A 25,728-nucleotide genomic window follows, 5' to 3' on the forward strand; every position below is an offset into this window, starting at 1 on the left:
AACGGCATGCCATTTGAACCACTTATCACCGCTGTGATTGAAACGTCACTGAATACACTGATCAAAGACGACCCAGCATTGGGCCGTCGTTTAGCGCGTCTAAAAGGTCAAGTTATTCAAGTTCACCTGAAAGAGATCAATAAAACACTGACATTCGTTTTTAGTCAGCAAATTGATGTGCTTGGTCATTACGAAGGGCAGCCTAACTGCTATCTATCGCTCAACTTGAGTGTGTTACCAGAGCTGCGCGATCAGGCCAACATCACTCGTCTTATTAAACAAGATAAACTTGAACTCGAAGGCGATATTCAATTGGCGCAGAAATTCTCTCAGTTGATGGTGGATTGCAAACCAGATGTTGAAGAGTGGTTGTCTCGCGTGACTGGCGATGTCGCCGCACATACCTTTGTGCAAGGTTCAAAAAACATCGGCAACTTTCTTGCGTCTCAAGCAGAAAAACACCAGCGTCATCTTGCGCAAGTAGTGACTGAAGAATGGAAACTGGCTCCCGCTCCGTTAGAAGTGGCCTATTTCTGCGACCAAGTTGATGAGGTTCGCAGCCAGGCTTCTCGCATTGAAGCTCGTTTAACGGCTTTGCTGAATAAGCTGGATGCAGATAAGCCTGCATTGGAGAAACCATGACGCCAGCAGAACTAAAGCGCTTATACCACATCGCCAAAGTACAACTGGAATACGGCTTAGATGAGCTGCTTCCCGATCACCAACTGACCAAAGCTCCGCTTTTACTGCGCAAAAGCTTGTTTTGGATTAAGAACAAGCACCCAGAAAAACCACTCGGTGAACGTCTGCGTTTAGCACTGCAAGAGCTGGGGCCGGTTTGGATTAAGTTCGGTCAGATGATGTCGACGCGCCGTGACTTATTTCCTCCGCATATCGCTGATCCCCTAGCTTTACTTCAAGACCAAGTCGCTCCTTTTGATGGCGAGTTGGCAAAAAAGCAGATGGAGCAAGCATTAGGTGGTCCGTTAGAAAAATGGTTTACCGAGTTTGATATCAAACCACTGGCGTCTGCGTCGATTGCTCAGGTACATACTGCGCGCATAAAAGACACTAACCAAGAAGTGGTATTAAAGGTTATCCGCCCAGATATTCGCCCAGTCATTGATTCAGATCTAAAACTGATGCACCGAATGGCGCGTATAGTCGCCGGAGCGATGCCTGAAGCACGTCGTTTAAAACCAGTTGAAGTCGTGCGTGAGTACGAGAAAACCCTGCTTGATGAACTCGACTTGCGACGTGAGGCGGCGAATGCCATTCAGTTGCGCCGCAACTTTGAGGGCAGCGAAGAATTGTATGTTCCTGAAGTTTTTCCCGACTTCAGTAATGAAACTGTCATGGTTTCTGAGCGAATATATGGCATTCAAGTCTCTGATATTGAAGGCTTGAAAGCAAATGGCACCAATATGAAATTGCTCGCGGAACGCGGTGTGAGTGTGTTCTTCACTCAGGTGTTCCGAGACAGCTTTTTCCATGCCGATATGCATCCGGGTAATGTGTTCGTCAAACCCGAACATCCAGAGAACCCAATGTGGATAGGGCTAGATTGCGGAATCGTTGGTACACTTAATAGCGAAGACAAGCGTTATCTGGCGGAAAACTTCCTGGCGTTTTTCAATCGTGACTACCGCCGAGTGGCGGAGTTACATGTGGATTCAGGGTGGGTGCCTGCGGATACCAATGTCGATGAGTTTGAGTTCGCGATTCGCATTGTGTGTGAGCCTATTTTTGCTAAGCCATTGTGCGAAATCTCCTTTGGTCATGTGTTGTTGAATTTGTTCAACACGGCACGTCGATTCAATATGGAGGTTCAGCCACAGCTTGTACTGTTGCAAAAAACGCTATTGTACGTGGAAGGGCTTGGTAGGCAGCTATATCCTCAACTCGATTTGTGGGAGACCGCAAAACCATTCCTGGAGGAATGGATGATGAATCAAGTTGGGCCGCAAGCTCTAGTGAATGCGATTAAAGACCGCGCACCATTTTGGGCAGAGAAATTACCTGAACTGCCAGAGCTACTTTACGATAGCCTGAAACAAGGTAAAGCGATGAATCAACGTATGGATCAGCTTTATCAAGGGTATCGCCAGAGCAAGCGCCAGCAGGCGACAGGAAAGTTTTTGTTTGGCGTTGGCGCGACTTTAGTCGTATGCTCGGCAATATTGGTGAACGATGCTTTTGAGCAGCTTTCGTTGGCCTGCGGTATCGCAGGTGTCACATTTTGGCTGCTTAGTTGGCGAGCTTATCGTCAATAGACGTTAAACTCTTGAAATATTTTTGTTTGTTTAAAGACCCGAGGTAAAGAGAATGGGTGGTATCAGTGTTTGGCAACTTCTAATCATTGCTGTAATTGTTGTATTGCTATTCGGAACAAAGAAACTACGCGGTATCGGTGGCGATCTGGGTGGTGCCGTTAAGGGCTTCAAAAAAGCGATGAGCGAAGATGAACCTGCGAAAAATGACAAAGACGCAGACTTCGAACCAAAAAGTCTAGAAGAGCAGCAGAAAAAAGAAGCTGCTCCTGAAACGAAAAAAGACAAAGAGCAGGCGTAAAACGTGTTTGATATCGGTTTTTGGGAACTGGTATTAATATCTGTTGTTGGTCTGGTCGTTCTTGGGCCGGAGCGTTTGCCTCATGCTATTCGCAGCGTGTCTCGCTTTATCGGTGCCGCTAAGAGTATGGCAAATAGCGTCAAAGACGAATTGTCACACGAGCTGAAAGTCCAAGAGCTGCAAGAAAACTTGCGCAAAGCAGAACAAATGGGGATGGATGATTTGTCCCCTGAGTTGAAATCTTCAGTTGAAGAGTTGAAGAAGGCAGCGCAATCTGTAAATCGTCCTTACGCAAAGAACACCGATTCAGAGGCTGAGCCTGTAAAAACAGAGCCAGCAGCAGAAAAGGTAGAGAAAGCGCAAGAGAGCAAGGTTACAGCGGCAGATAAGAAAGCCGAATAGTCTCATTAGGAGGAGCTACTAGTGATTGGTAGCTCCTTTTTGATCTGGTTTTTAATAAGAGGTTTGCCATGTCTACCGTCGAGCAGACACAACCTTTAATTAGTCATTTGTTGGAGCTTCGCAACCGACTACTGCGTTCAATCCTCGCAGTGTTGGTCGTGTTTGTCGGACTAATTTATTTCTCTAACCACATTTACGAGTTTGTTTCCGCACCTTTAGTAGAACGTCTACCTGAAGGCGCGACCATGATTGCTACGGATGTAGCGTCACCTTTTTTTACGCCACTTAAGCTGACGTTAATTGCTTCGGTATTTATTGCGGTGCCGTTTATTTTGTATCAAGTTTGGGCCTTTGTAGCGCCAGGTTTGTACAAGCATGAACGTCGATTGATCATGCCACTGCTGTTCTCTAGTTCGCTATTGTTCTACTGTGGAGTGGCATTTGCCTACTTCGTGGTATTTCCATTGGTGTTTGGCTTCTTTACCGCCATCTCTCTTGGTGGAGTAGAGTTTGCAACTGATATCTCGAGTTATCTCGACTTTGTGCTGGCGCTATTTATGGCGTTTGGTATCGCATTTGAGGTGCCTGTTGCGATTATTTTGTTGTGTTGGACTGGGGCCACTACACCAGAAGATTTAAGACAGAAACGTCCTTATATTATAGTGGCTGCGTTTGTCGTAGGTATGGTGTTAACGCCACCAGACATGATCTCGCAAACCTTACTCGCTATTCCGATGTGTTTACTGTTTGAAGTCGGTTTGTTCTTCGCGCGTTTTTATACTCGTCGAAGCGAAGAAGTAGAAGCGGAAACCGAAGAATAAGGCTAATCTAGATGTGAAAAGCGGCTCAATTGAGCCGCTTTTTTTGCGGTTGGTTTTTTCTTGGGCTAATTACTTAACTTTCATGACGTAACCACATTTTGTGCATACGTATACTTCCTTGATGCCCAGCAGCTTTTGAAAAAAACTGCGCGGTACGCGTTGTAAGTAAGCACCATGTGTACACACTTCAACTTCCATATTCATGCTGTTTTACATTTGTGCTAATTAATGGGCGTAAATCAGTATAGAAAAATAATGTGTCGAGTTGTCGACAGTTTTGCAAAGCGGACGAAGTAAAGTGACGATATGAGAAGTAAGTAGAGTTGCTAGTTAATTATTATGTTTATCAATAATTTTGTATGGATTGTTCTACTATTTCAACGGGTTGAATCGTTCATTCAATAGTTTAGGTGATAAAAAAGCGACGTTGATTTCGTCGCTTTTTTCAATTCTCGTGAATTAAATATTAAACAGCTTTTTGGCATTCTCAGTCGTTATGGCATCGATGGTTGCGATGTCGACATCACGCAAGTCGGCAACACGTTGTGCAACGAGAGAAGTGTAGGCTGGTTCATTACGTTTACCACGGTGTGGCACAGGCGCTAAATATGGACAGTCGGTTTCTAAAATGACCCACTGCATATCCAAATGTGGAATGACTTTATCCATCCCGCCATTCTTAAAGGTCGATACGCCACCCAAGCCTAAGTGGAAGCCTAGCTCATTGATTGCTTGCGCTTCTTCTAAGCTGCCTCCAAAACAGTGGAATACACCACGCAGACGACCATCTTGCTCTTGTCTTAGCAAAGTGAGTGTTTCTTCAATCGAATCACGAGTGTGGATAACGACTGGTAAGTCCATCTCTTTTGCCCAGTTAAGTTGAGCTACGAACGCCATTTCTTGCTCAGCACGATAGGTTTTATCCCAATACAGGTCGATACCGATTTCGCCCACCGCAATAAACTTGTGTTTCTCAAACCAACCGCGGATGATCTCCAACGTTTGTTCAACATTGCTGTCCACATAACAAGGGTGGAGTCCCATCATTGAGTGGCACACGTCAGGATATGCCGCTTCGGTTTGTAGCATGGGCTCAATAGAGTCCAGATCGATGTTTGGCAACAGGATTTTATTAATGCCTTGCGTTAAGGCGCGTTGTACTACTTCATCGCGGTCGTTATCAAATTCGCTGGCATAGATGTGCGCGTGGGTATCGATCATCGTTACTCTCTGTGCTTCATAGTTGGTTTCGTATTCGAAGTATACTTGAGTGTGAGTGCTGGGTCATTTTCAGTTTTTTTCATTACCTTTTTCCAGATTGTCACTCGCAACATGCATCAAGAGTGATATGATTTTGTTCACCAGATGATTTGATCATCATAACCGTCCAGACAAGGAGAAAATGGTGTCTGTATCAATTCAAGGTCCATTCCCTGCACGCCGTATGCGTCGTTTACGTAAGCACGATTTTAGTCGTCGTTTGATGGCTGAGAACCAACTTTCTGTTAATGATCTGATTTATCCAATGTTCATTCTTATGGGTAAAGATCGTCGTGAGAGCGTGGAGTCCATGCCGGGTGTAGAGCGTTTGTCGATTGATTTAATGCTAGAAGAAGCACAATACCTTGCAAATCTAGGCGTTCCAGCAATCGCGCTTTTCCCTGTCGTAAACCAAGACGCTAAAAGCTTATGTGCTACTGAAGCCTACAACCCAGAAGGTTTGGTTCAGCGAGCAGTACGAGCGCTTAAAGAACACATTCCTCAAATTGGTGTAATCACAGACGTGGCACTCGACCCATTCACGACACATGGCCAAGACGGCATCATCGATGAAGATGGCTACGTAATGAATGATGAAACCACAGAAGTATTGGTTAAGCAGGCTTTGTCTCATGCAGAAGCGGGTGCTGACGTAGTCGCGCCTTCAGACATGATGGATGGCCGAATTGGTAAGATCCGCGAAGCATTAGAAAACGCGGGCTACATTCATACTCAAATCATGGCTTACTCGGCTAAGTACGCATCGAACTACTACGGACCATTCCGTGATGCGGTTGGCTCTTCTTCAAATCTAAAAGGCGGCAACAAGAAAAACTACCAAATGGACCCTGCAAACATTGACGAAGCGATCCATGAAGTGGCGCTAGACATCAATGAAGGTGCGGACATGGTGATGGTTAAACCTGGTATGCCATACTTAGATGTAGTTCGCCGAGTTAAAACCGAACTTCAGGTACCGACGTTTGCTTATCAGGTGTCTGGTGAGTACGCGATGCATAAAGCGGCGATCATGAATGGCTGGCTCAAAGAGCGTGAAATTGTGATGGAATCACTATTGTGCTTCAAACGTGCAGGTGCAGATGGCATCTTAACGTACTTTGCGAAAGACGTTGCTGAGTGGTTGGCAGAAGAGAATGCACAAACTGCTCAACACCTAAATCGTACTCCGGAAGCGACAGAAGAGTAATTATCGCTCAGTGAGAAATACCAGACCAACAAGAGTTGTTCGTCTGTATATACCCAAGTAACCTCAGGCGGATTACAACAGTAACAATCCAAGGTGCTTGGGTATTTTTATTTTGGAGAAGAGAACAATGACAATGCTGATTCGTGAAGGCACATTGGAAGAAGCACTTCAAGTTGTGGCGCGTGTTACCGAGTTTTCGAAAGGAGAAACGGTAGACTCCATGACTCAACGTTTAGAAGAGAAAAACAGTTTAATCCTCGTTGCAGAAAAAAATGGCACGATTGTCGGCTTCAAAATAGGTTACGAATTAGAGGATGGTGTTTTCTATAGCTGGTTAGGTGGTGTTGTCCCTGAAGCTCGAAATGAAGGCGTGGCACAACTGCTTTTGGAAGCTCAAGAGGATTGGGTGGCAGAACAAGGCTACAACACATTAAAAGTGAAATCTCGAAACCAGTTTCCGGCTATGCTTCGCTTGTTATTGAGAAATGGCTATATAATTGAAAAGTTTGAAGAAAAAGTAAATCTTCGAGAATCTCGAGTGCATTTCATTAAAGCAATGTGAAAATAAATGAGATTTTTTCTCATTTAACTGTTGACTACGAAATGAGAATCATTATTATTAGACCTGTCTTAGGGAATGAGGAAAGTTCACAAGGACGTTGAGTGACTTATTAACAGAAGTTAATTAACTGAAAGTTGAGAAGTGATGAAACATTTTTCCGAGAACTTGCACGAATTCTTTTTGACACGACATTGCTCACATTGCTTCCAGTGTAATTTATAGCTTCTTGGTTAAGCTGCTCTATTTACAGAATTTGCTTTACCACTTCTGCTAGGCGACCCCATTCGGGTCGCTTTTTTCTTTTCTACGATTTCTATTTGACGTCACTATTAATATCTTTTCCACATGCGATGATCATTTTAGGATCGTTGATCTTCTCGCCGTTATGCGAATTTATTGTTATTAATCAATGGTTTGGGTTGGTGTTTTCTTGTGTTTTTTGTTATTGGATAACCAGTGGATAATTTCTATAAACAGAGTTATCCACAGGGGGTGGTGTTTTCGTGAATAAAGTCGGAAAAATTTACGCGACCTAGATCGAGCGAACAAGATAGATTCAGATCAGCAGTCATGGCATCCTAGGCAGATCTCTCAAGTACTGAATTGGATACAGACAATTATGGCAAGTATTCCTGAAAATCCGTTGATCCTTATCGACGGCTCTTCTTACCTATATCGCGCTTTTCACGCCTACCCGGGCACCATGAGCAATGGTGAAATTCCAACTAATGCCGTTTACGGCGTCGTGAACATGTTACGCAGCATGATGCGTCAGTTTGCGTCTGAGCGCATCGCGGTGGTTTTCGATGCAAAGGGAAAAACCTTTCGTGATGATATGTATGCAGAATACAAAGCGAATCGTCCGCCAATGCCGGATGACCTGCGTTGTCAAATTGAACCATTACACAATGTTATTCGTGCAATGGGTTTGCCGCTGATCTGTGTTCCTGGCGTCGAGGCGGATGACGTCATCGGTACGTTAGCATACCAAGCATCACAAAAGGGCATGCCTGTATTGATCAGTACTGGTGATAAAGACATGGCGCAGCTAGTGGATGATAACATTACCTTGATCAACACCATGACGAACGTCGTAATGGATCGTGAAGGTGTGGTTGAAAAGTTTGGCATTCCACCTGAGTTGATCATCGACTACTTAGCACTGATGGGCGATAAAGTAGATAACATTCCTGGTGTACCGGGTGTCGGTGATAAAACAGCGACCGCACTACTGCAAGGTATTGGTGGTCTGACGAAGTTGTATGAAAACCTCGATGATATTGCAGGGCTTGGTTTCCGTGGTTCTAAAACCATGGCGAAAAAGCTCATCGACAACAAAGAAAATGCCATGCTTTCGTATGAGCTCGCGACCATCAAATTGGATGTTGAGCTTGAGGAAACGCCAGAATCATTGCTGAAAGCGGAACCAAATAAAGACGAATTAGTGAAGCTGTATGGCCAACTGACGTTTAAATCTTGGTTGAATGAACTACTTGAAGGCGGTTCTGGATCTGTGGAGGCCGTAGAGCTTGCAGGATCTTCACAAGCTTCTTCTTCTCAAGCCGAGATGGAAACTTCTGCGGTAACAATCGATCGCAGCCAATATGAAACAATTCTGGATAAAGAAACCTTCAATGCTTGGCTAGATAAACTTCAAACGGCTGAGCTGTTTGCATTTGATACGGAGACCGATAACCTAGATTACATGCTAGCGAATCTAGTTGGTTTGTCATTCGCTGTCGATGAAGGTATTGCGGCTTATGTGCCAGTTGCACATGACTATTTAGATGCGCCTGAACAGCTTGATCGTGATTGGGTACTAGAACAGCTGAAGCCAATTCTTGAAGATGCAGCGAAAGCAAAAGTCGGTCAAAACTTAAAGTATGATGCGTCTGTACTCGCTCGTTACGACATTGAGCTAAAAGGTATCAAGCACGACACGATGTTGGAATCGTATATCTACAACAGTGTCGGCGGTAAACACGATATGGACAGCTTGGCGCTTCGCTTCCTACAGCACAGCTGCATTTCTTTTGAGCAAATTGCAGGTAAAGGCAAAAATCAGCTTACGTTTAACCAAATCGAACTGGAACAAGCATCGCCATACGCGGCAGAAGATGCGGATGTGACCCTTCGTCTGCACAATCGCTTGTTTGCTAATATCGAGCAGGATGAAAGCCTGAAGACAGTTTACGAAGAGATTGAAATGCCGTTGGTGCCAATTCTTTCGCGCATTGAACGCACTGGGGTCTTTATCGATGAAATGAAGCTGAGTGCGCAGTCGGTCGAGATTACCGCTCGCCTTGATGAGCTTGAAAAGAAAGCGTACGAAATTGCAGAGCAAGAGTTTAACATGAACTCGCCAAAGCAATTACAAGCCATCCTATTTGAAAAAATGGGTTTACCGGTTGTGAAGAAAACGCCATCAGGCACACCATCGACGAATGAAGAAGTTCTGCAAGAACTCGCGCTAGACTACCCACTACCAAAACTGATTTTGGAATACCGTGGTTTGGCGAAGCTAAAATCAACTTACACCGACAAACTGCCGAAGATGATCAACCCATCAACGGGGCGCGTGCATACTTCTTACCACCAAGCAGTGACTGCAACGGGTCGTCTATCTTCTACTGATCCGAACTTACAGAACATTCCAATTCGTAACGAAGCTGGCCGTCGTATTCGTCAAGCGTTTGTCGCGCCATCAGGGCATAAAATCTTAGCGGTCGACTACTCGCAAATCGAACTTCGCATCATGGCGCACCTTTCTGGTGACCAAGCGTTATTGGATGCATTCCGTGATGGCAAAGATATCCACGCGGCAACCGCAGCAGAAATCATGGGTGTTTCTATTGAAGACGTTTCAAGTGAGCAACGTCGTCGTGCGAAAGCGGTTAATTTCGGTCTTATTTACGGCATGAGTGCGTTTGGTTTGGCGAAGCAATTAGGCATTCCTCGTGGTGAGGCTCAAGCGTACATGGATACATACTTTGAACGTTACCCAGGCGTGATGCAGTACATGGAAGACACACGCAGCACGGCAGCAGATAAAGGGTATGTTGAAACGATTTTTGGTCGACGTTTGCATTTACCAGAAATCAAATCGCGCAACGGGATGCGTCGTAAAGCTGCTGAACGTGCGGCAATCAACGCACCAATGCAAGGTACGGCTGCGGACATCATTAAGAAAGCGATGCTGTGGGTTGATCAGTGGATTCAGGAAGAAGGCAATGGTCGTGTGAAGTTATTAATGCAAGTACACGATGAATTGGTCTTTGAAGTTGAAGAGTCATCATTGTCCGAAATTGAAAGTAAAGTACAGAAATTGATGGAATCTGCAGCAGAGCTAAAAGTACCGTTGGTTGCAGAAGCAGGTCACGGTGAGAACTGGGATCAAGCTCATTAGTCACTTTTAGACCAAAATAACCAATTAATTATGAGCCAGCGCACAAACGCTGGCTTTTTTTTGAGATTAAAAAAGCTAGCGCAAAGTTAACTTTGATGTTGCTTAATAAAAATTTCATGAAAAAAAACTACAAAAATTCTTTGCAATTCTGACCAATTGTTGTACATTAATACTCGTAGGGTACAGAGGTAAGATGTTCTATCTTTCAGACCTTTTGTTTCACGTTATTGGATTAGGCTGATTCAGCCGCCCCAGTCAGTTTTTGACTGGGGCGTTTTTTATTGGACGAAAGAAAATTATTCTTTTGGATCAGTAGCTTAAAGTAAGCCTTCAGAAACCTTCTTTTTTGACCTTTCTAAATCACTGCAAAATCTCGATTTTTCCTTCAAATTTATCGCGTTATTCATCCTGTAAATTTACGCCAGTCACACTATTATTTTTTCTTGAAAGAAACTAAGTTACATCTTTTTGAAGATTTGCTTGGCTTAACTGTCTGAATTGTAACACTATTGGGTGTTTTTGGAGTGAATGTTTGGTGATACACAGGAAACAAGAGCGCTTTTTAACCTATTGAAATCGAATCTCAGTTCAGCAATGCTTCGTCACATAACAATAATTACCAATTTTTCTCTCCCGTTATCCCTGCCAGGAAGGCGGGGATTTTTATTGCCTGTTATTTAGTTCAGATAAACAAAAGCCCCACCAAATGGCAGGGCCGTGTCGAAGAAATTTAACAAATATTGTTAATTATTCTTCATCGCTCGCTGGTATCTCTTGTTCGTCTTCTTCTATCAGGTGTGCTAGTGCTGGTGCAAACCAGGTATCCAGTTTTGCACGTAGCTGATCGACACCTAATCCTTTCAGTGAAGAGAACACATCAACAGAAACGTCACCACCGAAAGTTTCTACTTGCTTACGAACTTTCAGTAGAGTTTGTTTGCGTGCACCACTTTTTAGTTTATCTGCTTTGGTTAGCAAAACTTGCACAGGAATGTGGCTATCGATGGCCCAGAAAATCATTTGTTGGTCGAGATCTTTCATTGGATGACGAATGTCCATTAGAACCACTAAGCCTTTTAGGCACTCGCGTTTCTGTAGGTATTCACCCAAAGATTTCTGCCATTTGTTTTTCATCTCTACCGGTACTTGAGCAAAACCGTATCCAGGTAGATCGACAATGTGACAACCTTCTTCTACTTTGAAAAGGTTGATTAATTGCGTACGACCAGGTGTCTTTGATGTCTTGGCTAAGCTTTTTTGATTAGTTAGACGGTTAAGTGCACTCGATTTACCAGCGTTTGAGCGTCCTGCAAACGCAATTTCGACACCTTCGTCTTCCGGCAGGTGACGAATATCGGGTGCGCTGGTGATGAAATGCGTATTTTGGTAATGAATTTTTACGCTCACTGTTAACTCCATCTCGACTTTGTGTAGTCGATTGATTACTTTTTTGTGAAAATGTGTAAAATAACCGTGCTCGGCATAAGGTCGCCTATTGTACCATGAGTGTACGCGGTATGTTCACATTCCGTGGTACTGGAAGCTTGATAATTATAATGGAATGTCATGAAGAAATTAGCGCTAATTTTGAGTCTTTTAGCCAGTTGCTCAGTATGGGCCCAAGGTAATATTGAGGCTGGTAAAGCAAAATCACAAACCTGTGTCGCCTGTCACGGAGCAGATGGCAACAGTGCAATAACAACGTACCCGAAACTCGCAGGCCAACACGCTAAGTATCTTGAGAAGCAGTTAAAAGAACTTAAGCTAGGCATGACAAGTGGTGGTAAACAAGGTCGTTACGATCCTGTAATGAGTGGTATGGCAATGCCACTGAGCGATGAAGATATCGCAGACCTATCTGCTTACTACGCTTCGCTACCAGTTTCAGAAAACTCAACACCTGAAGATGTAGTAGCAAAAGGCAAAACGCTTTATACCGCTGGTGATGCCGAGCGTGGCCTAACCGCATGTATTGCATGTCATGGTCCTCGTGGCAATGGTACTGAGCTTTCAGGTTTCCCGAAAATTTCTGGTCAGCATGCTGACTACATCAAAGCTCAGCTAGAAAAATTCCGTGATGGCGACCGTGGCAATGATATGAATGCCATGATGCGCGACATCGCGAAGAAAATGACAGACGAAGATATCGAAGTGCTGTCTAAATACGTTGGCGGTCTGCACTAATATACCTAAATCGCTCAAGATCCTGCATCTTGAGCTGGTTGGGTAGATGTCCCTACATCGTTCGAGCAACTTGTACAAAAATGCCCTAGTGAATCCACTAGGGCATTTTTGTTCGTGACAGATATCACAGTCGAGTTTGGATGCGAAAGCGATAGTTGGCTCGGCAGTTTGTGAGACATTTGCCATACTTGATGTTGGCTTTTTCTTGTTAGTGTTTTTAAGCTTTTGATTAAATGATAATTTTGATTTTTTAGAAAAATAGGCGGATTATTTTTTCAACCCATTACTTGTGAGCATAACGGGATGGCGTAAAGTAGAAGTCGTTCACAGGGAGTGAATGTAAGGATTTAAGACCACGGTTTAGGTCTCCAAGGATGTAGCTCGGATGCTTGGTGATTTAGAAAGGGATTTAGATAGGTAGGGAGCCTATCAGATAAGGATGGTCATCTCGTCTGACGGTTAAGACAGTGAAACGGATCAGGCACAGGAAGTTGCTCAGTAGACAGGAAGTAAACGGATAGCCAAAACTCATCAGGAAGATGAAAAACAACTCTTTTTGGCAGGGAAAGCTCTAAAAACAAAGGGATCATTGGTGCACCAAATGTGTGCAACACAGTTTCGCCAATTGATGGCACTTAGAAAGCGACAGTCTGACTGTCGCTTTTTTTATATCCGTTGACTTGCTCAGTCGTAACTTGAATTGAGATTACTGCACTTATTTAGCTTTATAGGTTGTAAACAAAGTTTTTTAATAAAAATTGCTGAAAAAATACTCAACAACACTCCAATCCGAGTTCACTTTCTGGTATGTTTCGCATCCCTGTTTGAGGAAGTCAGCATGCATACCTGTCCTTTATGCCAAAATCAGCGCACTCACCATTATTTTGAAGATAAGCGTCGTGAATATCTTCAATGTGAGCAGTGCAGCTTGGTATTCGTAAATCCAGACCAACGTTTGGATGCGGAAAGCGAAAAAGCTCACTATGATTTGCATGAGAACAACCCCGATGATTTGGGTTACCGACGCTTTTTGTCGCGTATTGCTGACCCGATCACAGAGCGAATTTCTCCACAATCAAATGGTATCGACTTTGGTTGTGGTCCTGGCCCAACGCTCTCCTTGATGCTGGAAGAGGCGGGGCACAACATGGCGTTGTACGATCTCTACTACCACCCTGATACGTCGGTTTTAGAAAAAACGTACGACTTCATGACAGCAACAGAGGTGATAGAGCACCTCTACCACCCAGATTTGGTGTGGAAGCAATGGTTGAATTTAGTTAAGCCAGGGGGCTGGATAGGCCTGATGACGAAAATGGTCATCGACGTGGAGGCTTTCAAATCATGGCATTATAAGAACGATCTCACTCACGTAGTGTTCTTTAGTCGTGACACGTTCCAGTTCCTAGCTGAGCGGGATAAGCTCGAACTCGAATTTATTGGTAATGATGTAATTTTACTGAGGAAACCCCAGTAATGAGCCGTAGTAAAAAATCTAGAAAACCGGGTGCCGCTGGTGCACCTGAGTTTGTTGTAACTCGTAACCGTACAGAATCTGATGTGGAAGGCCGCTTACGCAAGCGTGCTAAAAAGCGTAAAGGTCTGAAAACGGGTAACCGTAACTCAGAAGTTAACGAGCAGAAAAAGCAAGCTGCTGCACAAAATCGCGACCCGCGCTTAGGCAGCAAAAAGAAAATACCTCTGATTGTTGAACCTGCGAAGAAAATGACGAAGCAAGAGCGTCGTTTGTCGGCAGAGCAAGAACTAGAGATGCTAGAAAATGACGCGCAATTGAACGTGTTGCTAGACCGTATTGAAGCGGGTGAAAACCTGGGCACAGGTCTACAGAAATTCGTCGATGAGAAACTCGATCGCATTGAGAAACTAATGGACCAACTAGGTTTGTTGGAACCTGAAGAAGAGGAAGACTTCACTGCACCTGCTGAGAAAAGCCCGCGCAACGATGATGACTTGCTGGCAGATTTCGACGACATTAATTTCGACGACTATAAAGGATAATTAAGCTATGAATGTAACCTTATTAGCTATTGCTGGTGTTGTGATTATCATCGCACTCGCTTCTTATGCAGGTTACCTTCTGCTTCAATTGAAAAAGCAAAAGGAATTGCAGCTGAAGCATCAAAAATTGGCGATAGACAAACGTAACGCCAACATTTTTGAGAATGTGCATACCTTGTGTCAGGCGGGCATTCAAGGCCAGTGCGATTTATCTGAAATCAGTATCCGTGTGTATAACATCATGGATTATGTACAAGGTGAAGACCGCGTTGATTTCGATAAAACGTACCCTGCGATTTCTGAGCTTTACCACATCGTGAAAGATATGGCGCGTGGCGAAGAACGCCAACAACTTGCCAAGAAAGAGCGTATGCAACAGAACTTGACGCGTCATAAAGCGGAAAGCCGCCTCACTGATGCGATTATTGAGGAGCTCAAAGTGTTGCAGAAAAACGTCCAGCCACTGAATAATCAAATCAATATTCAGATGATTTAAGCGCGACCCCCAATAGTCTCCTTATGACTAATGGGGGTATCGTGATCACGCTAGCACTTCTTTAGTTTTATACTTAAAAAGCCAGTCGGCGTTGCCACGCTTGTCATCGTCGTATGGCAAAATAGCGGCTCTGAATATCGGGTGACGGCTTTCGTTGCCCTAGCATTTAACGGAAAGTACCACCATGTCGAATCAACACACTGAATCGAAACAGCAAATCGTCTGGGATCAAGCGGTATTGGATAAGTACAACTATTCCGGGCCTCGTTATACGTCGTACCCAACGGCGCTGGAGTTTCATGAAGCGTTCACCATTTCTGATTATGATATGGCATGCACTCAATACCCAGAACGCCCATTATCGCTGTACGTACACATTCCGTTCTGTCACAAGCTTTGTTACTACTGTGGATGTAATAAAGTCATTACGCGCCACTCGCACAAAGCGGATGAATACCTCGACGTGCTTGAACACGAAATTCGTCAACGTGCTGCATTACTTGTTGGTCGCACCGTGACGCAATTGCATTTTGGTGGTGGTACACCGACGTTTCTCTCTGAAAAGCAAATCACGCGTGTAATGAGCCTGCTACGCCAAGAGTTTACTTTTAGTAGCGATGCTGAAATCAGTATCGAGGTTGACCCGCGTGAAATCGAGCTGACCATGCTGGATCATCTGCGTAGTGAAGGCTTCAATCGCTTGAGCATCGGTGTTCAGGACTTCAACAAAGAAGTGCAAAAACTGGTGAATCGTGAGCAAGATGAAGAGTTCATCGTTGCGATGGTTGCGCGCGCAAAAGAGTTAGGCTTTCGTTCGACGAACCTAGATTTGATTTACGGTTTACCGAAGCAGACCAAAGAATCTTTTGCCAAGACTCTAGAACAAGTGCTAGAGATGCAGCCGGGCCGTCTATCCGTGTTTAACTACGCGCACATGCCACAGCTATTTGCAGCGCAGCGTAAGATTAAAGACGAAGATCTGCCAAAGGCAGAAGAGAAGATGGCGATTCTGCAAGACACCATCGCGACACTGACTGATGCTGGCTACCAATTTATCGGTATGGACCACTTTGCTTTGCCGGACGATGAACTTGCTGTTGCCCAGCGCGAAGGTATTTTGCATCGCAATTTCCAAGGCTACACCACACAAGGTGAATGTGACTTGGTTGGCTTTGGTGTTTCTGCAATCTCGATGATCGGCGATGCGTACGCGCAAAACCAGAAAGAGCTGAAGAAATACTACGCTCAAGTCAACGAACTTCGTCACGCTCTATGGAAAGGGGTCTCTCTGGACTCCGATGATTTGCTCCGTCGTGAAGTGATTAAGCAGCTGATTTGTAACTTCAAGTTAGACAAGAAAGCCATTGAGTCTGAGTTTAAAGTGAGGTTTGAACAGTACTTTAAAGAAGATTTGCAGCTACTTCAGACCTTTATTAACGATGAGCTGGTGGAAGTGGATGATAATGAAATTCGTGTGACGCTGCGAGGTCGTTTGTTGATCCGTAATATTTGTATGAGCTTCGATAAATACCTACGAGCAAAGGCACGTCAGCAACAGTTCTCTCGTGTTATTTAATCAGAGATACAGATTCAAGATATAAAAAATGCCAGCAGATGCTGGCATTTTTTTATGTTTTCGCTGGATTTAAGCGCGATCTTTTACTTTTTCTCTCAGTTCCGATTTTTCTGCTTCTGAAAGGAACGCAATCTCAAGGCCATTGATTTGCGCTTGGCGAATCTGGTCTTGGCTCAGGCCAGCGGCTGGTGCCGCTACTTCGTATTCGTATGGCAGTTCGATACCTTCAACCGCTGGATCGTCAGTGTTCAAACACGCAAGAACGCCATGCTCTAGGAACTGCTTGAGAGGGTGGTTTTCTAGCGTTTCTACCGTACTTGTTTGGTAGTTTGACGTCAGGCAAGATTCAATACCAATGCGGTTTTCTGCTAGGTAATCCATCAGTTTTGGATCGTGAATCGCTTTTACGCCGTGACCGATACGAGTTGCGCCCAGCTCATTGATTGCTTGCCACATGCTCTCTGCACCTGCTGCTTCACCAGCATGGACCGTTACCCCAAGGCCAGCATCGCGTACTTGCTTGAAGTGAGACACAAAGCGATCACCCGGTTGGCCTAGTTCGTCACCCGCAAGGTCGACGGCAACGATGTGATCTTTCTGGCTCAGAATGCCGTCCAGTTCTTGTTGACATGCGTCAGTGCCAAATGTGCGACTCATGATACCGATCAGGTTGGCTTTCACGCCAAAATCGCGCATACCCGCTTGCACACCGTCCACGACGGCTTCAACAACCCCCGCTACTGGTAGCTTGTGTTTCATCGCCATGTAGTAAGGAGAGAAACGCAGCTCTGCGTAATCGATTTGTGCGTTTAGCGCGTCTTCTACGTTTTCGTACGCGACACGACGACACGCATCTAGATCGCCCAGTACAGCAACACCCCAGTCGAGCTTAGAAAGGAAAGCAACAAGAGAGGGTTCCGCTTCGACAATTTGAACGTGAGGAGTGAGAGACTCAATATCGTACGCTGGTAGGGCAATGCCAAACTTTTGGCCTAGCTCAAGAATCGTTTTAGTACGAATGTTACCGTCGAGGTGACGGTGCAAATCAGTAAGAGGAAGGTTCTTCGTTATCATTTTGTCGATCCGGATAGTTATGAACTGGAACAGGGCCCAAACATCATCTGTGACAATACATGGGTAAGATTTGCAGTTAAGTATAAATAACAGTTGGGTAGATTGTCAGTAGAGGATGACTAGGAAATCAACGATTCTCGCTCTTTTCTACTTCATGTTCACCAAATGTGTTGGCCATTCTTCTAGTGGCATAGGGCGGCTGTAGTAGAAGCCTTGCACCTGATTACAGCCTAAAGAGCGGAGTAATTGTGCTTGATTGCTATCCTCGACACCTTCCGCGACGACATTAGTTTTGAGACCTGCTGTGATATTGATGACGGCAGCGACGACTGAACTGTTTAAGTTTTCTTGCGTGAGTTGATTGATGAAGGTGCGATCAATCTTCAAGCAAGTAAACGGTAGAGAGTGGAGGTAACCCAGTGATGAGTAACCGGTGCCAAAGTCATCTATCGCGATACCAATACCCATTTCACGCAGCTTAGTCATATTTTCTAGTGTGGTCGGTGCGCTATCAATGATGCGTGATTCTGTGATCTCTAGTGTGAGGTTACTTGCTGGTAATTTCGTGATATCCAATACGCTTGTCACCGTATCAACAAAACTTGGGCAAGATAGTTGATTAACGGAGATATTCACATGCAGTTGGAAGTCCGACGGCCACTGTTTGCTTTCGATCGCTTGGTAAGTGTCGCGACAAGCTTGTAACAGAATCTGTTGGCCGATGGCTTTGATCATGCCGCTTTCTTCCGCGATTGGGATAAAATCTAATGGTGACACCATACCTGAGTCGCTATGCCAACGCGCAAGTGCTTCGGCGCCACACACTGTGCCACTGACGAGATCCACAATCGGTTGGTAATGAGGAATAAACTCTCGGTTTTCAATGCCAGTTTGGATCTTGGTCAGCATTTGCGTACGAAACTTTGAAGCGCTCGCTAGTTCTGGGCTGTAGTGACAAACACCAGTCAGTGAGTCTTGTTTGGCGTAACTTAATGCGATGCTGGCGTTGCGTAACCATAAAGGCATGGTTTCGTTTGGCTGGGTTTGTACAATACCAAGTGAAATCTTCATCACTACATTCTCGCCTTCCACCATAAATGGGGTGGAAAAGAGTTGCTGTAATCGACGCTCGGTTTGTTTAATTTTGGTTTCAGTGTCGACATTTGAGAGAAACACCGCGAACTCATCACCACCAATCCGAGCCAATAATGCGTTGTCACGAAACTGCTGTTTTAACCTTTCAGCGATGCTGACCAACAGCTGGTCGCCGTTGTGATGACCCACACTGTCGTTGATATCTCTAAATTTGTTGATACCAAGTAAAAATAAACTGCCGTGACAAAGATCAGACTGATTTTCACAGATTTCGACCAAACCCTGACGACTATATAAGCGTGTCAGAGAGTCATAAACCAACTGTTCACGCAATGCTTTGAATGAAGCTCTTAGATTGTTCGCCATTTCATTAAAAGCATGAACCAGTACGGTTGTCTCATACACATAACCAGGCTTTGGCATGCCGCTATCCCAATCCCCATTTGCCAGGTGCTGAGCGGCGGCGGCCGTCGCGTTAATTGGTCTGGTAACTCGGTTGAAAATGATCCAACTGATGGCGATACCAAATAGGCTTACAATAATGCCAACGAGCCAGCTCTCTTGCTGGCTTTTTGGTAACAGGCCGAGAAGCTCAGACTCCGAAATGGAGGTGCCGATAAACCATGTTAAGCCGTCTTGGTCTCGATACGGGGTTAGCCGACTGAAAATACGTTGGCCATCATGTTCAAATGAAAAAGTATAAGGTTGCTTGGTGTTGTTGAGATCGAAAGACCGGACTCGGCTCGCACTGATTTTGATGATCGGGTCTGCGTTTTCAGCGGCAAGCAAACGCTGCCCTTTATCCGAAAATTTTGTGCCCCATGAGATGACGCTTCCCGGGCCTGAGTGAGCGATTAAACGATGATCTGGGTCCATGATGTAGACCGACGCTTTAGTGTTGTATTTTAACTCGCGCAGGAATTCGTTGAATGTATTGATACGAATGTCTGTCACCAAAACACCAGCAAATTGGTCGTGTTTGTACACCGGCGTCATGGCTGATAGCGTAATATCCTGGCGTTCATCAGCGTTGGTATAAATTTCAGACCAAGTGGCGTTTTGGCTCTCTGCAACGGGCTTATACCATGGGCGAGTGCGAGGATCGTATTGGGAGATAACCGTTCGAATGTTGTTACTCACATGGTTGGTTCCATAAATAACCAGATCACCATCGGTGTAGCGATCTTGCACCATTAAGGTGTAATCGTCGGAAAGCTCGCGGCGAAAGCCTGCAAAGTCGCCGTTTTCTGAACCAAATGCGATTACATCCAACTGCGGTATCGATTGGTAAAGATTTTTGAATGCACTCAGCAGGTAGTTTTGAATGTCTGAGGTATCGTGAGGGCGATAAAGGTTGTGATAGCTGACGTTGTGCGCGAGAGCCATAACCGCAGTAAAAGGCTTACGTAGATAGCTATTGAGGTGGTCGTGGACACTTTCGGTTAACACGGAAAGTTGCTTGTCACTGATATCCGTGACCACTTCTTCGTAACTTTGTTTTTGGACGTAGACAACGACACCGATCGCCAGTAAGAAGATCATGACAAATGGAATCAGAACAGCAGTACGCAGTGTAATTTGAGTCGTAGCAGTAGACATCGCCTAATCACATAGATGGTGGTGCGCCACAATTGTACTGATGTTTTTATTAATATCGAGTGACAAACGACGCTCGTTGTTAACGCACCACGTAAGTGATTGTCAGTACAATTCTTTTAATTTTCTGGTGAGTGTATTTCGCCCCCAGCCTAATACTTTAGCGGCATCTTGCTTATGACCTTTAGTGTGCTCTAAGGCTGCTTCTAATAAAATGCGTTCAAATTCTGGTAAAGCGTAAGAAAGTAGTTCTTTATCTCCTGCTGCGAGTGAATGCCGTGCCCAATCCGCCAATTGTTCTTGCCAACTACCATGTGCAGAGTCTGAAATGGATTTTTTCTCTTCGAGTAGTTCGCTTGGCAAGTCATTTGGTAACACCTCGCTACCACTGGCCATAACGGTTAACCAACGGCAAATATTCTCTAATTGACGCACGTTGCCAGGCCAATCAAGGCGGTTAAGAATCTCTACAGTCGACGGGTGGAGAGTTTTTGTTTCCACACCAAGCTCATCAGCCGCACGGATAAGAAAATGCTGTGTAAGCTTTTCAATGTCTTGCTTACGCTCACGCAGTGCCGGGATCTGAACGCGAATCACGTTTAAGCGATGAAAGAGGTCCTCACGGAAGTCACCTTCGTGCACCAGCTTTTCTAAGTTCTGGTGTGTTGCCGCGACAATTCGTACATCGACACTAATCGGAGAGTGACCGCCCACTCGATAAAACTGCCCGTCAGCTAGAACGCGTAGTAAACGAGTTTGAATGTCCAATGGCATGTCGCCGATTTCGTCTAAAAATAGAGTGCCGCCATTGGCTTGTTCGAATCGTCCTTGACGAACATTGTTTGCCCCCGTAAACGCGCCTTTTTCGTGGCCAAATAGTTCTGATTCAATCAAGTCTTTGGGAATCGCCGCCATATTGAGCGCAATGAAAGGTTTGTTAGCACGTGGACTGTGACGGTGCAGTGCATGAGCAACGAGTTCTTTACCCGTGCCCGATTCACCGTTAATCAAGACTGAAATAGAGGAGCGAGAAAGACGACCAATGGCGCGAAACACCTCTTGCATCGCTGGTGCTTCACCGATAATTTCAGGCGTTTCTGCTGGAATGTCTTCTGGAGAGAGCTGCTCGCGTTTGTTTTCGTGGCTGTGTGCAATGGCTCGCTCAACCAGAGTTAAGGTTTCATCAATATCAAAAGGTTTTGGTAAATATTCAAAAGCACCTTTTTGGTACGCATTCACTGCCGCATCTAAATCTGAGTGTGCGGTCATGATAATCACGGGAAGGTCTGGGTAATCGCGCTGTACTTGTTTTAGTAGCTCCAACCCATCAATACCTGGCATGCGAATGTCTGATACTAGAACATCCGGCACTTCGCGTTCGAGCGCCATTAACACGCTTTCTCCATCGGCATAGGTTTCACATTTGATGTTGGCAGAGGAGAGCGTTTTCTCCATTACCCAGCGAATTGAACTGTCGTCATCAACGACCCAAACATATCCTTTACTCATGTAGTAATCCTTGCAGCAAACCGAAAAACTGACGCGACTTGAAGTCCATTAGCGCAATCAGATCGGCAGATAAATAGTAAATGTTGTGTGACCAGGCCAGCTTTCTACGTCTATTTTTCCATTGTGCTGGTCGATCAAATTTTGCGAAATAGATAGCCCTAATCCAGTTCCTCCCTCGCGGCCACTGACCATGGGATAGAACAGCGTGTCTTGTAGTTCCGGTGGAATACCTGGGCCGTTGTCTGTGATTTCGACACGAGCAGCGAGTTTACAGCGTTTGCCGTGAATATTGGCTTGGTGCACCGTTCTGGTGCGAATGGTTATTTTCCCGTGTTCTTGATGGCTAAGAATTTGTGCGGCGTTGCTGACGATATTAAGCATTGCCTGTTCGATTTGGTCTGTATCCATCAAAATCTCTGGCAAGCTTGGGTCATAATCTCGTTCAATGATGATTGAGCGTTGTGACTCTAATTCAACCAGTTGGCGAACCTTTTCAAGAATTTGGTGCAGATTCTCTTGTGTCTTCTTACCTGGCTTTTGCGGTCCTAGTAATCGATCCACGAGCGCCCTTAAACGGTCTGCTTGCTCAATGATGATGTGTGTATATTCGGTGAGAGAGGGCTCTGGCAGCATTTTTTCTAACAATTGCGCCGCACCGCGTAAGCCGCCAAGCGGATTTTTGATCTCATGTGCAAGCCCTCGGACTAACAGCTTCGCCGCTTGTTGTTGGGCGTGTTGGTTCAGTTCTTGAGAGAGTCGGCGCTGCTGATCAATTTTGCGCATCTCGACCAGAAGCATCAACTGTTTTTGCCAAGTGATAGGGCTAACCGTCACCTCTAGCATTAAAGGGCGGCCATCAACAACGAAAGTGACGTCACTGTCGGTGATGCTTTGGCCACTTTGCAACGGTTGAGTGAGCAGCGCGAGATCCAGCGACGCATGCTGAATCAATTGAGAAAGTGATTGTTCAATAATTCGTTTGGCGCTTTGAGAAAACAGCAATTCGGCAGCCGGATTGGCATAACGGATGGCCAATCCATCATCAAGAATCAGCGTTGCTGTCACCATATTGTTGAGAATGGCACTAGGAAGACTGGTATCCACATTACGTCCTTGTTTTGCTTTAAGATTGTGCGATGCACAATAATGGTGCAATTGAACGTTAAGTATGGCGAATAAATCTTAGAAGAAAAAGTGAAAAGCACCGCTGTGATGTGATTTTTTTCACCAGATATTCTATTTTGCCCCTTTTACGGTCGGCTTAACACTTGCTCTATGTAAATGCACCGTTATAGGGCTAGTAGATGCAATAAGCTTGCCGCTTCTTTTCGCGTGCACAGCAAGTGTGTGAGTGCCTCGGTCAATATTGTTTAACTGCCACACTATATGGTTTTGTGGTGCACCATAAGGTTTTCCATCGAGTAACAATTGCAATTGCTCACCGATACCAAGCTTGCGATTGGTTTCTAATTGAATATTGATGATGCCTCGATTACTGCGGATGGTCTCGTTGTGCTTGGGAGTCAGCATCGAGAGTTGTAATGGAAGAGGCTTCTCGGTTGTTTTCTCTGGCTTGTTTTGTGATGCAGTAGATGGCGTAGTCTGAGGTGCGAGCGATTCAGTACTTTCTACCTCAGGAGCTGGTGCGCTGGCTTCAAGGTTTGGCAGTGCGATCGCTTTTGCTCCTTTGTTTGGTGTATCACTAAAGTGAACCACGCCATTTTCATCTACCCACGTATACGCGACCTGCGCGAAGGCGATAGAGGCGATTAACAATCCGCTGAGTGCACACAGTGATGGAATAAGCTGAACTTTCATTGCTCACCTTCTCTTGTTCGATGATTTCACGTTTCAATGGCTTAGCTCTTTGACCTGTAAGGAAAAATTCTAAGTGTATTTTTATTATCCTCTCATGTTAAACGTCGAAGCTTGACTGGCGAATACAAAAAAGGCCCGCCTGCGAGGCGAGCCTAATATTTTATTGCTGTGTTTACATTTTACACAGTGTCGACCTTACACAGAGTAGTAAAGTTCGAACTCAACAGGGTGAGTTGTCATGTTCACACGCTCTACGTCCTGAGACTTAAGGTCGATGTATGAATCGATGAAGTCGTCAGAGAATACGCCGCCCGCTGTTAAGAACTCACGATCAGCATCTAGCTCTGCTAGCGCGTCTTTTAGTGAGTATGCAACAGTTGGGATTTCTGCTGCTTCTTCAGCTGGAAGATCGTAAAGGTCTTTATCCATCGCTTCGCCTGGGTGGATCTTATTCTTGATACCGTCAAGACCAGCCATAAGCATTGCTGCGAAACATAGGTATGGGTTCGCCGCTGGGTCACCGAAACGAACTTCGATACGACGTGCTTTCGGGCTTGGTACCACTGGGATACGGATTGAAGCAGAGCGGTTACGCGCTGAGTAAGCTAGCATTACTGGTGCTTCGAAGCCTGGTACAAGACGTTTGTACGAGTTTGTTGATGGGTTAGCGAATGCGTTGATTGCACGAGCGTGTTTGATGATACCACCGATGTAGTAAAGCGCCATTTCAGATAGACCGCCGTACTTGTCACCAGCAAATAGGTTTACGCCATCTTTTGCTAGAGACTGGTGAACGTGCATACCGCTGCCGTTGTCGCCAACAAGTGGTTTAGGCATAAACGTCGCTGTTTTACCAAACGCGTGAGCAACGTTGTGTACAACATACTTGTAGATTTGGATTTCGTCAGCTTTGGTTGTTAGCGTGTTGAAACGAGTTGCGATTTCGTTTTGACCCGCCGTTGCCACTTCGTGGTGGTGCGCTTCAACAACAAGACCCATTTCTTCCATTACTAGACACATAGCAGAACGGATGTCTTGAGATGAATCTACTGGAGCTACTGGGAAGTAACCACCTTTAACGCCTGGACGGTGACCTTTGTTACCTTCTTCGTAGTCAGAACCTGTGTTCCATGCCGCTTCTACGTCGTCGATTTTGAAGAAAGAGCCTGACATGTCTGTCGAGAACTTCACGTCATCAAATAGGAAGAATTCTGGCTCAGGACCGATAAGTACAGTATCTGCAACACCTGTAGAACGCATGAAGTCTTCAGCGCGTTTTGCGATAGAGCGTGGGTCACGGTCATAGCCTTGCATTGTTGCAGGCTCTAAGATGTCACAACGGATATTTAGTGTTGCGTCTTCCGTGAATGGGTCAAGCACAGCAGAAGATGCGTCAGGCATCATTACCATGTCTGATTCGTTGATACCTTTCCAGCCAGCAACTGATGAACCATCGAACATTTTACCTTCTTCGAAGAAGTCTGCGTCGATTTGGTGAGCAGGGATCGAAATGTGCTGCTCTTTACCTTTTGTATCAGTGAAGCGTAGGTCAACAAACTTAACTTCGTTTTCTTGGATCAGCGATAGAACGTTTTCTACTGACATCTTGGATAACCTCCAGTGTTAATAAGCGGTAAAAGCTCGATTTATGAATTATTCATGAAACCTGGCATTGATTAATCAATTTGACTTTTCATTAATCGATGCTGTTTTAACTAAAGCCAAAACCGTGCCAAAAAAAATATTCCATTAATTTCAAGCAATTGTGTTTTTGAATGCTAGTTTGGTGCAGTTGCTTGCACCAAAATGATCTTTGATTGCACTATTATGGTGCTAAAAATCATTGTTGCACCATAATGTGACAGATACATTGCGTATTCAGCCCAGTTTTTGAGCAAGAGTCAATTTGAATTATGCATCGATTAGAATAAAGTTGCGTTTAATCAATTCGTTCTGAGGAAGAAAATGGGCATTAAGCGTAAAAATCGCAGAAATGCTCGGGAGTAGATCACATATTTCTAGGCTTTTTGCTAAAATCTGGTACATTATGGCCGTTTTTTTAATCAGCAAATGTCGCCAGAGAGCACCCGTTCTCAGCGTGGGGGCATTTCATCTATCTAAGTGAATCAATA

The 25,728-nt window shown here is 44.9% G+C and carries 21 protein-coding genes; 13 read left to right on the forward strand and 8 right to left on the reverse strand.

The window, feature by feature from the left end:
• Positions 1-6: 6 nt before the first annotated feature.
• The 5 genes from R8N49_RS08125 (at position 7) to tatC (ending at position 3,794) form a co-directional block, all read left to right on the forward strand.
• Entirely contained in the window at positions 7-642 is a 636-nt protein-coding gene (locus R8N49_RS08125) for an SCP2 domain-containing protein (RefSeq protein ID WP_005379213.1), read from the forward strand.
• On the forward strand, positions 639-2,273 hold the full coding sequence (gene ubiB, locus R8N49_RS08130; RefSeq protein WP_005379226.1) for a ubiquinone biosynthesis regulatory protein kinase UbiB: 1,635 nt from the start codon (positions 639-641) through the stop codon (positions 2,271-2,273). Before R8N49_RS08125 ends, ubiB begins: the two co-directional genes overlap by 4 nt.
• A 52-nt stretch (positions 2,274-2,325) precedes the next feature.
• Complete coding sequence (gene tatA, locus R8N49_RS08135; protein WP_005382958.1) at positions 2,326-2,571, forward strand: Sec-independent protein translocase subunit TatA; 246 nt, start codon at positions 2,326-2,328, stop codon at positions 2,569-2,571.
• Between the two features lie 3 nt (positions 2,572-2,574).
• A complete protein-coding gene (tatB, locus tag R8N49_RS08140; RefSeq protein WP_033905892.1) occupies positions 2,575-2,973 on the forward strand; it encodes a Sec-independent protein translocase protein TatB in 399 nt (132 codons plus the stop codon).
• A 68-nt stretch (positions 2,974-3,041) separates the two neighbouring features.
• A complete protein-coding gene (tatC, locus tag R8N49_RS08145) occupies positions 3,042-3,794 on the forward strand; it encodes a twin-arginine translocase subunit TatC (RefSeq protein ID WP_005379234.1) in 753 nt (250 codons plus the stop codon).
• Positions 3,795-4,253: 459 nt separating this feature from the next.
• Here tatC and R8N49_RS08150 read toward each other — a convergent pair whose 3' ends face one another.
• Positions 4,254-5,015 carry a TatD family hydrolase gene (locus tag R8N49_RS08150; protein WP_017821949.1) on the reverse strand — a complete coding sequence of 254 codons (762 nt, stop codon included), beginning with the start codon at positions 5,013-5,015 and terminating at the stop codon, positions 4,254-4,256.
• 184 nt (positions 5,016-5,199) lie between these two features.
• On the opposite strand from R8N49_RS08150, the gene hemB reads away from it, so the two are divergent.
• From hemB to polA, 3 genes are all read left to right on the forward strand, one after another.
• Positions 5,200-6,261, forward strand: a complete 1,062-nt coding sequence (gene hemB / locus R8N49_RS08155; RefSeq protein WP_031777176.1) for a porphobilinogen synthase — start codon at positions 5,200-5,202, stop codon at positions 6,259-6,261.
• A gap of 127 nt (positions 6,262-6,388) precedes the next feature.
• The gene (locus R8N49_RS08160; RefSeq protein WP_005379245.1) at positions 6,389-6,823 is read left to right on the forward strand and encodes a GNAT family N-acetyltransferase; all 435 of its coding nucleotides are present in this window, start codon (positions 6,389-6,391) and stop codon (positions 6,821-6,823) included.
• 619 nt (positions 6,824-7,442) lie between these two features.
• The gene (gene polA / locus R8N49_RS08165) at positions 7,443-10,229 is read left to right on the forward strand and encodes a DNA polymerase I (RefSeq protein WP_186584551.1); all 2,787 of its coding nucleotides are present in this window, start codon (positions 7,443-7,445) and stop codon (positions 10,227-10,229) included.
• Positions 10,230-10,976: 747 nt separating this feature from the next.
• Here the strand turns inward: polA and yihA are convergent.
• Positions 10,977-11,636: a ribosome biogenesis GTP-binding protein YihA/YsxC gene (gene yihA / locus R8N49_RS08170; protein ID WP_017635019.1), complete on the reverse strand. Its 660-nt coding sequence runs from the start codon at positions 11,634-11,636 to the stop codon at positions 10,977-10,979.
• Between the two features lie 159 nt (positions 11,637-11,795).
• On the opposite strand from yihA, the gene R8N49_RS08175 reads away from it, so the two are divergent.
• From R8N49_RS08175 to hemN, 5 genes are all read left to right on the forward strand, one after another.
• A complete protein-coding gene (locus R8N49_RS08175; protein ID WP_005379248.1) occupies positions 11,796-12,413 on the forward strand; it encodes a c-type cytochrome in 618 nt (205 codons plus the stop codon).
• Between the two features lie 838 nt (positions 12,414-13,251).
• Entirely contained in the window at positions 13,252-13,890 is a 639-nt protein-coding gene (locus R8N49_RS08180) for a class I SAM-dependent methyltransferase (protein ID WP_005379250.1), read from the forward strand.
• Positions 13,890-14,432 (forward strand): Der GTPase-activating protein YihI, encoded by a 543-nt coding sequence (yihI, locus tag R8N49_RS08185; protein WP_258489866.1) that lies wholly within the window; start codon positions 13,890-13,892, stop codon positions 14,430-14,432. The genes R8N49_RS08180 and yihI overlap by 1 nt, the downstream gene beginning before the upstream one ends.
• A 7-nt stretch (positions 14,433-14,439) precedes the next feature.
• Complete coding sequence (locus R8N49_RS08190) at positions 14,440-14,928, forward strand: DUF2489 domain-containing protein (protein WP_005379254.1); 489 nt, start codon at positions 14,440-14,442, stop codon at positions 14,926-14,928.
• Positions 14,929-15,112: 184 nt separating this feature from the next.
• The gene (gene hemN / locus R8N49_RS08195; protein ID WP_017821952.1) at positions 15,113-16,504 is read left to right on the forward strand and encodes an oxygen-independent coproporphyrinogen III oxidase; all 1,392 of its coding nucleotides are present in this window, start codon (positions 15,113-15,115) and stop codon (positions 16,502-16,504) included.
• Positions 16,505-16,573: 69 nt separating this feature from the next.
• Here hemN and add read toward each other — a convergent pair whose 3' ends face one another.
• The 6 genes from add to glnA form a co-directional block, all read right to left on the reverse strand.
• A complete protein-coding gene (add, locus tag R8N49_RS08200; RefSeq protein ID WP_005382965.1) occupies positions 16,574-17,578 on the reverse strand; it encodes an adenosine deaminase in 1,005 nt (334 codons plus the stop codon).
• 147 nt (positions 17,579-17,725) lie between these two features.
• Positions 17,726-20,272, reverse strand: a complete 2,547-nt coding sequence (locus tag R8N49_RS08205) for an EAL domain-containing protein (RefSeq protein ID WP_186584550.1) — start codon at positions 20,270-20,272, stop codon at positions 17,726-17,728.
• 102 nt (positions 20,273-20,374) lie between these two features.
• On the reverse strand, positions 20,375-21,778 hold the full coding sequence (glnG, locus tag R8N49_RS08210) for a nitrogen regulation protein NR(I) (RefSeq protein WP_005379267.1): 1,404 nt from the start codon (positions 21,776-21,778) through the stop codon (positions 20,375-20,377).
• A gap of 57 nt (positions 21,779-21,835) precedes the next feature.
• A complete protein-coding gene (gene glnL / locus R8N49_RS08215) occupies positions 21,836-22,882 on the reverse strand; it encodes a nitrogen regulation protein NR(II) (RefSeq protein WP_017821940.1) in 1,047 nt (348 codons plus the stop codon).
• Between the two features lie 132 nt (positions 22,883-23,014).
• Positions 23,015-23,596: a DUF4124 domain-containing protein gene (locus R8N49_RS08220; protein ID WP_064353518.1), complete on the reverse strand. Its 582-nt coding sequence runs from the start codon at positions 23,594-23,596 to the stop codon at positions 23,015-23,017.
• 195 nt (positions 23,597-23,791) lie between these two features.
• Positions 23,792-25,201 (reverse strand): glutamate--ammonia ligase, encoded by a 1,410-nt coding sequence (gene glnA / locus R8N49_RS08225; protein ID WP_005379275.1) that lies wholly within the window; start codon positions 25,199-25,201, stop codon positions 23,792-23,794.
• Positions 25,202-25,728: the final 527 nt, after the last annotated feature.

This window comes from Vibrio sp. 1978 (assembly GCF_033344345.1).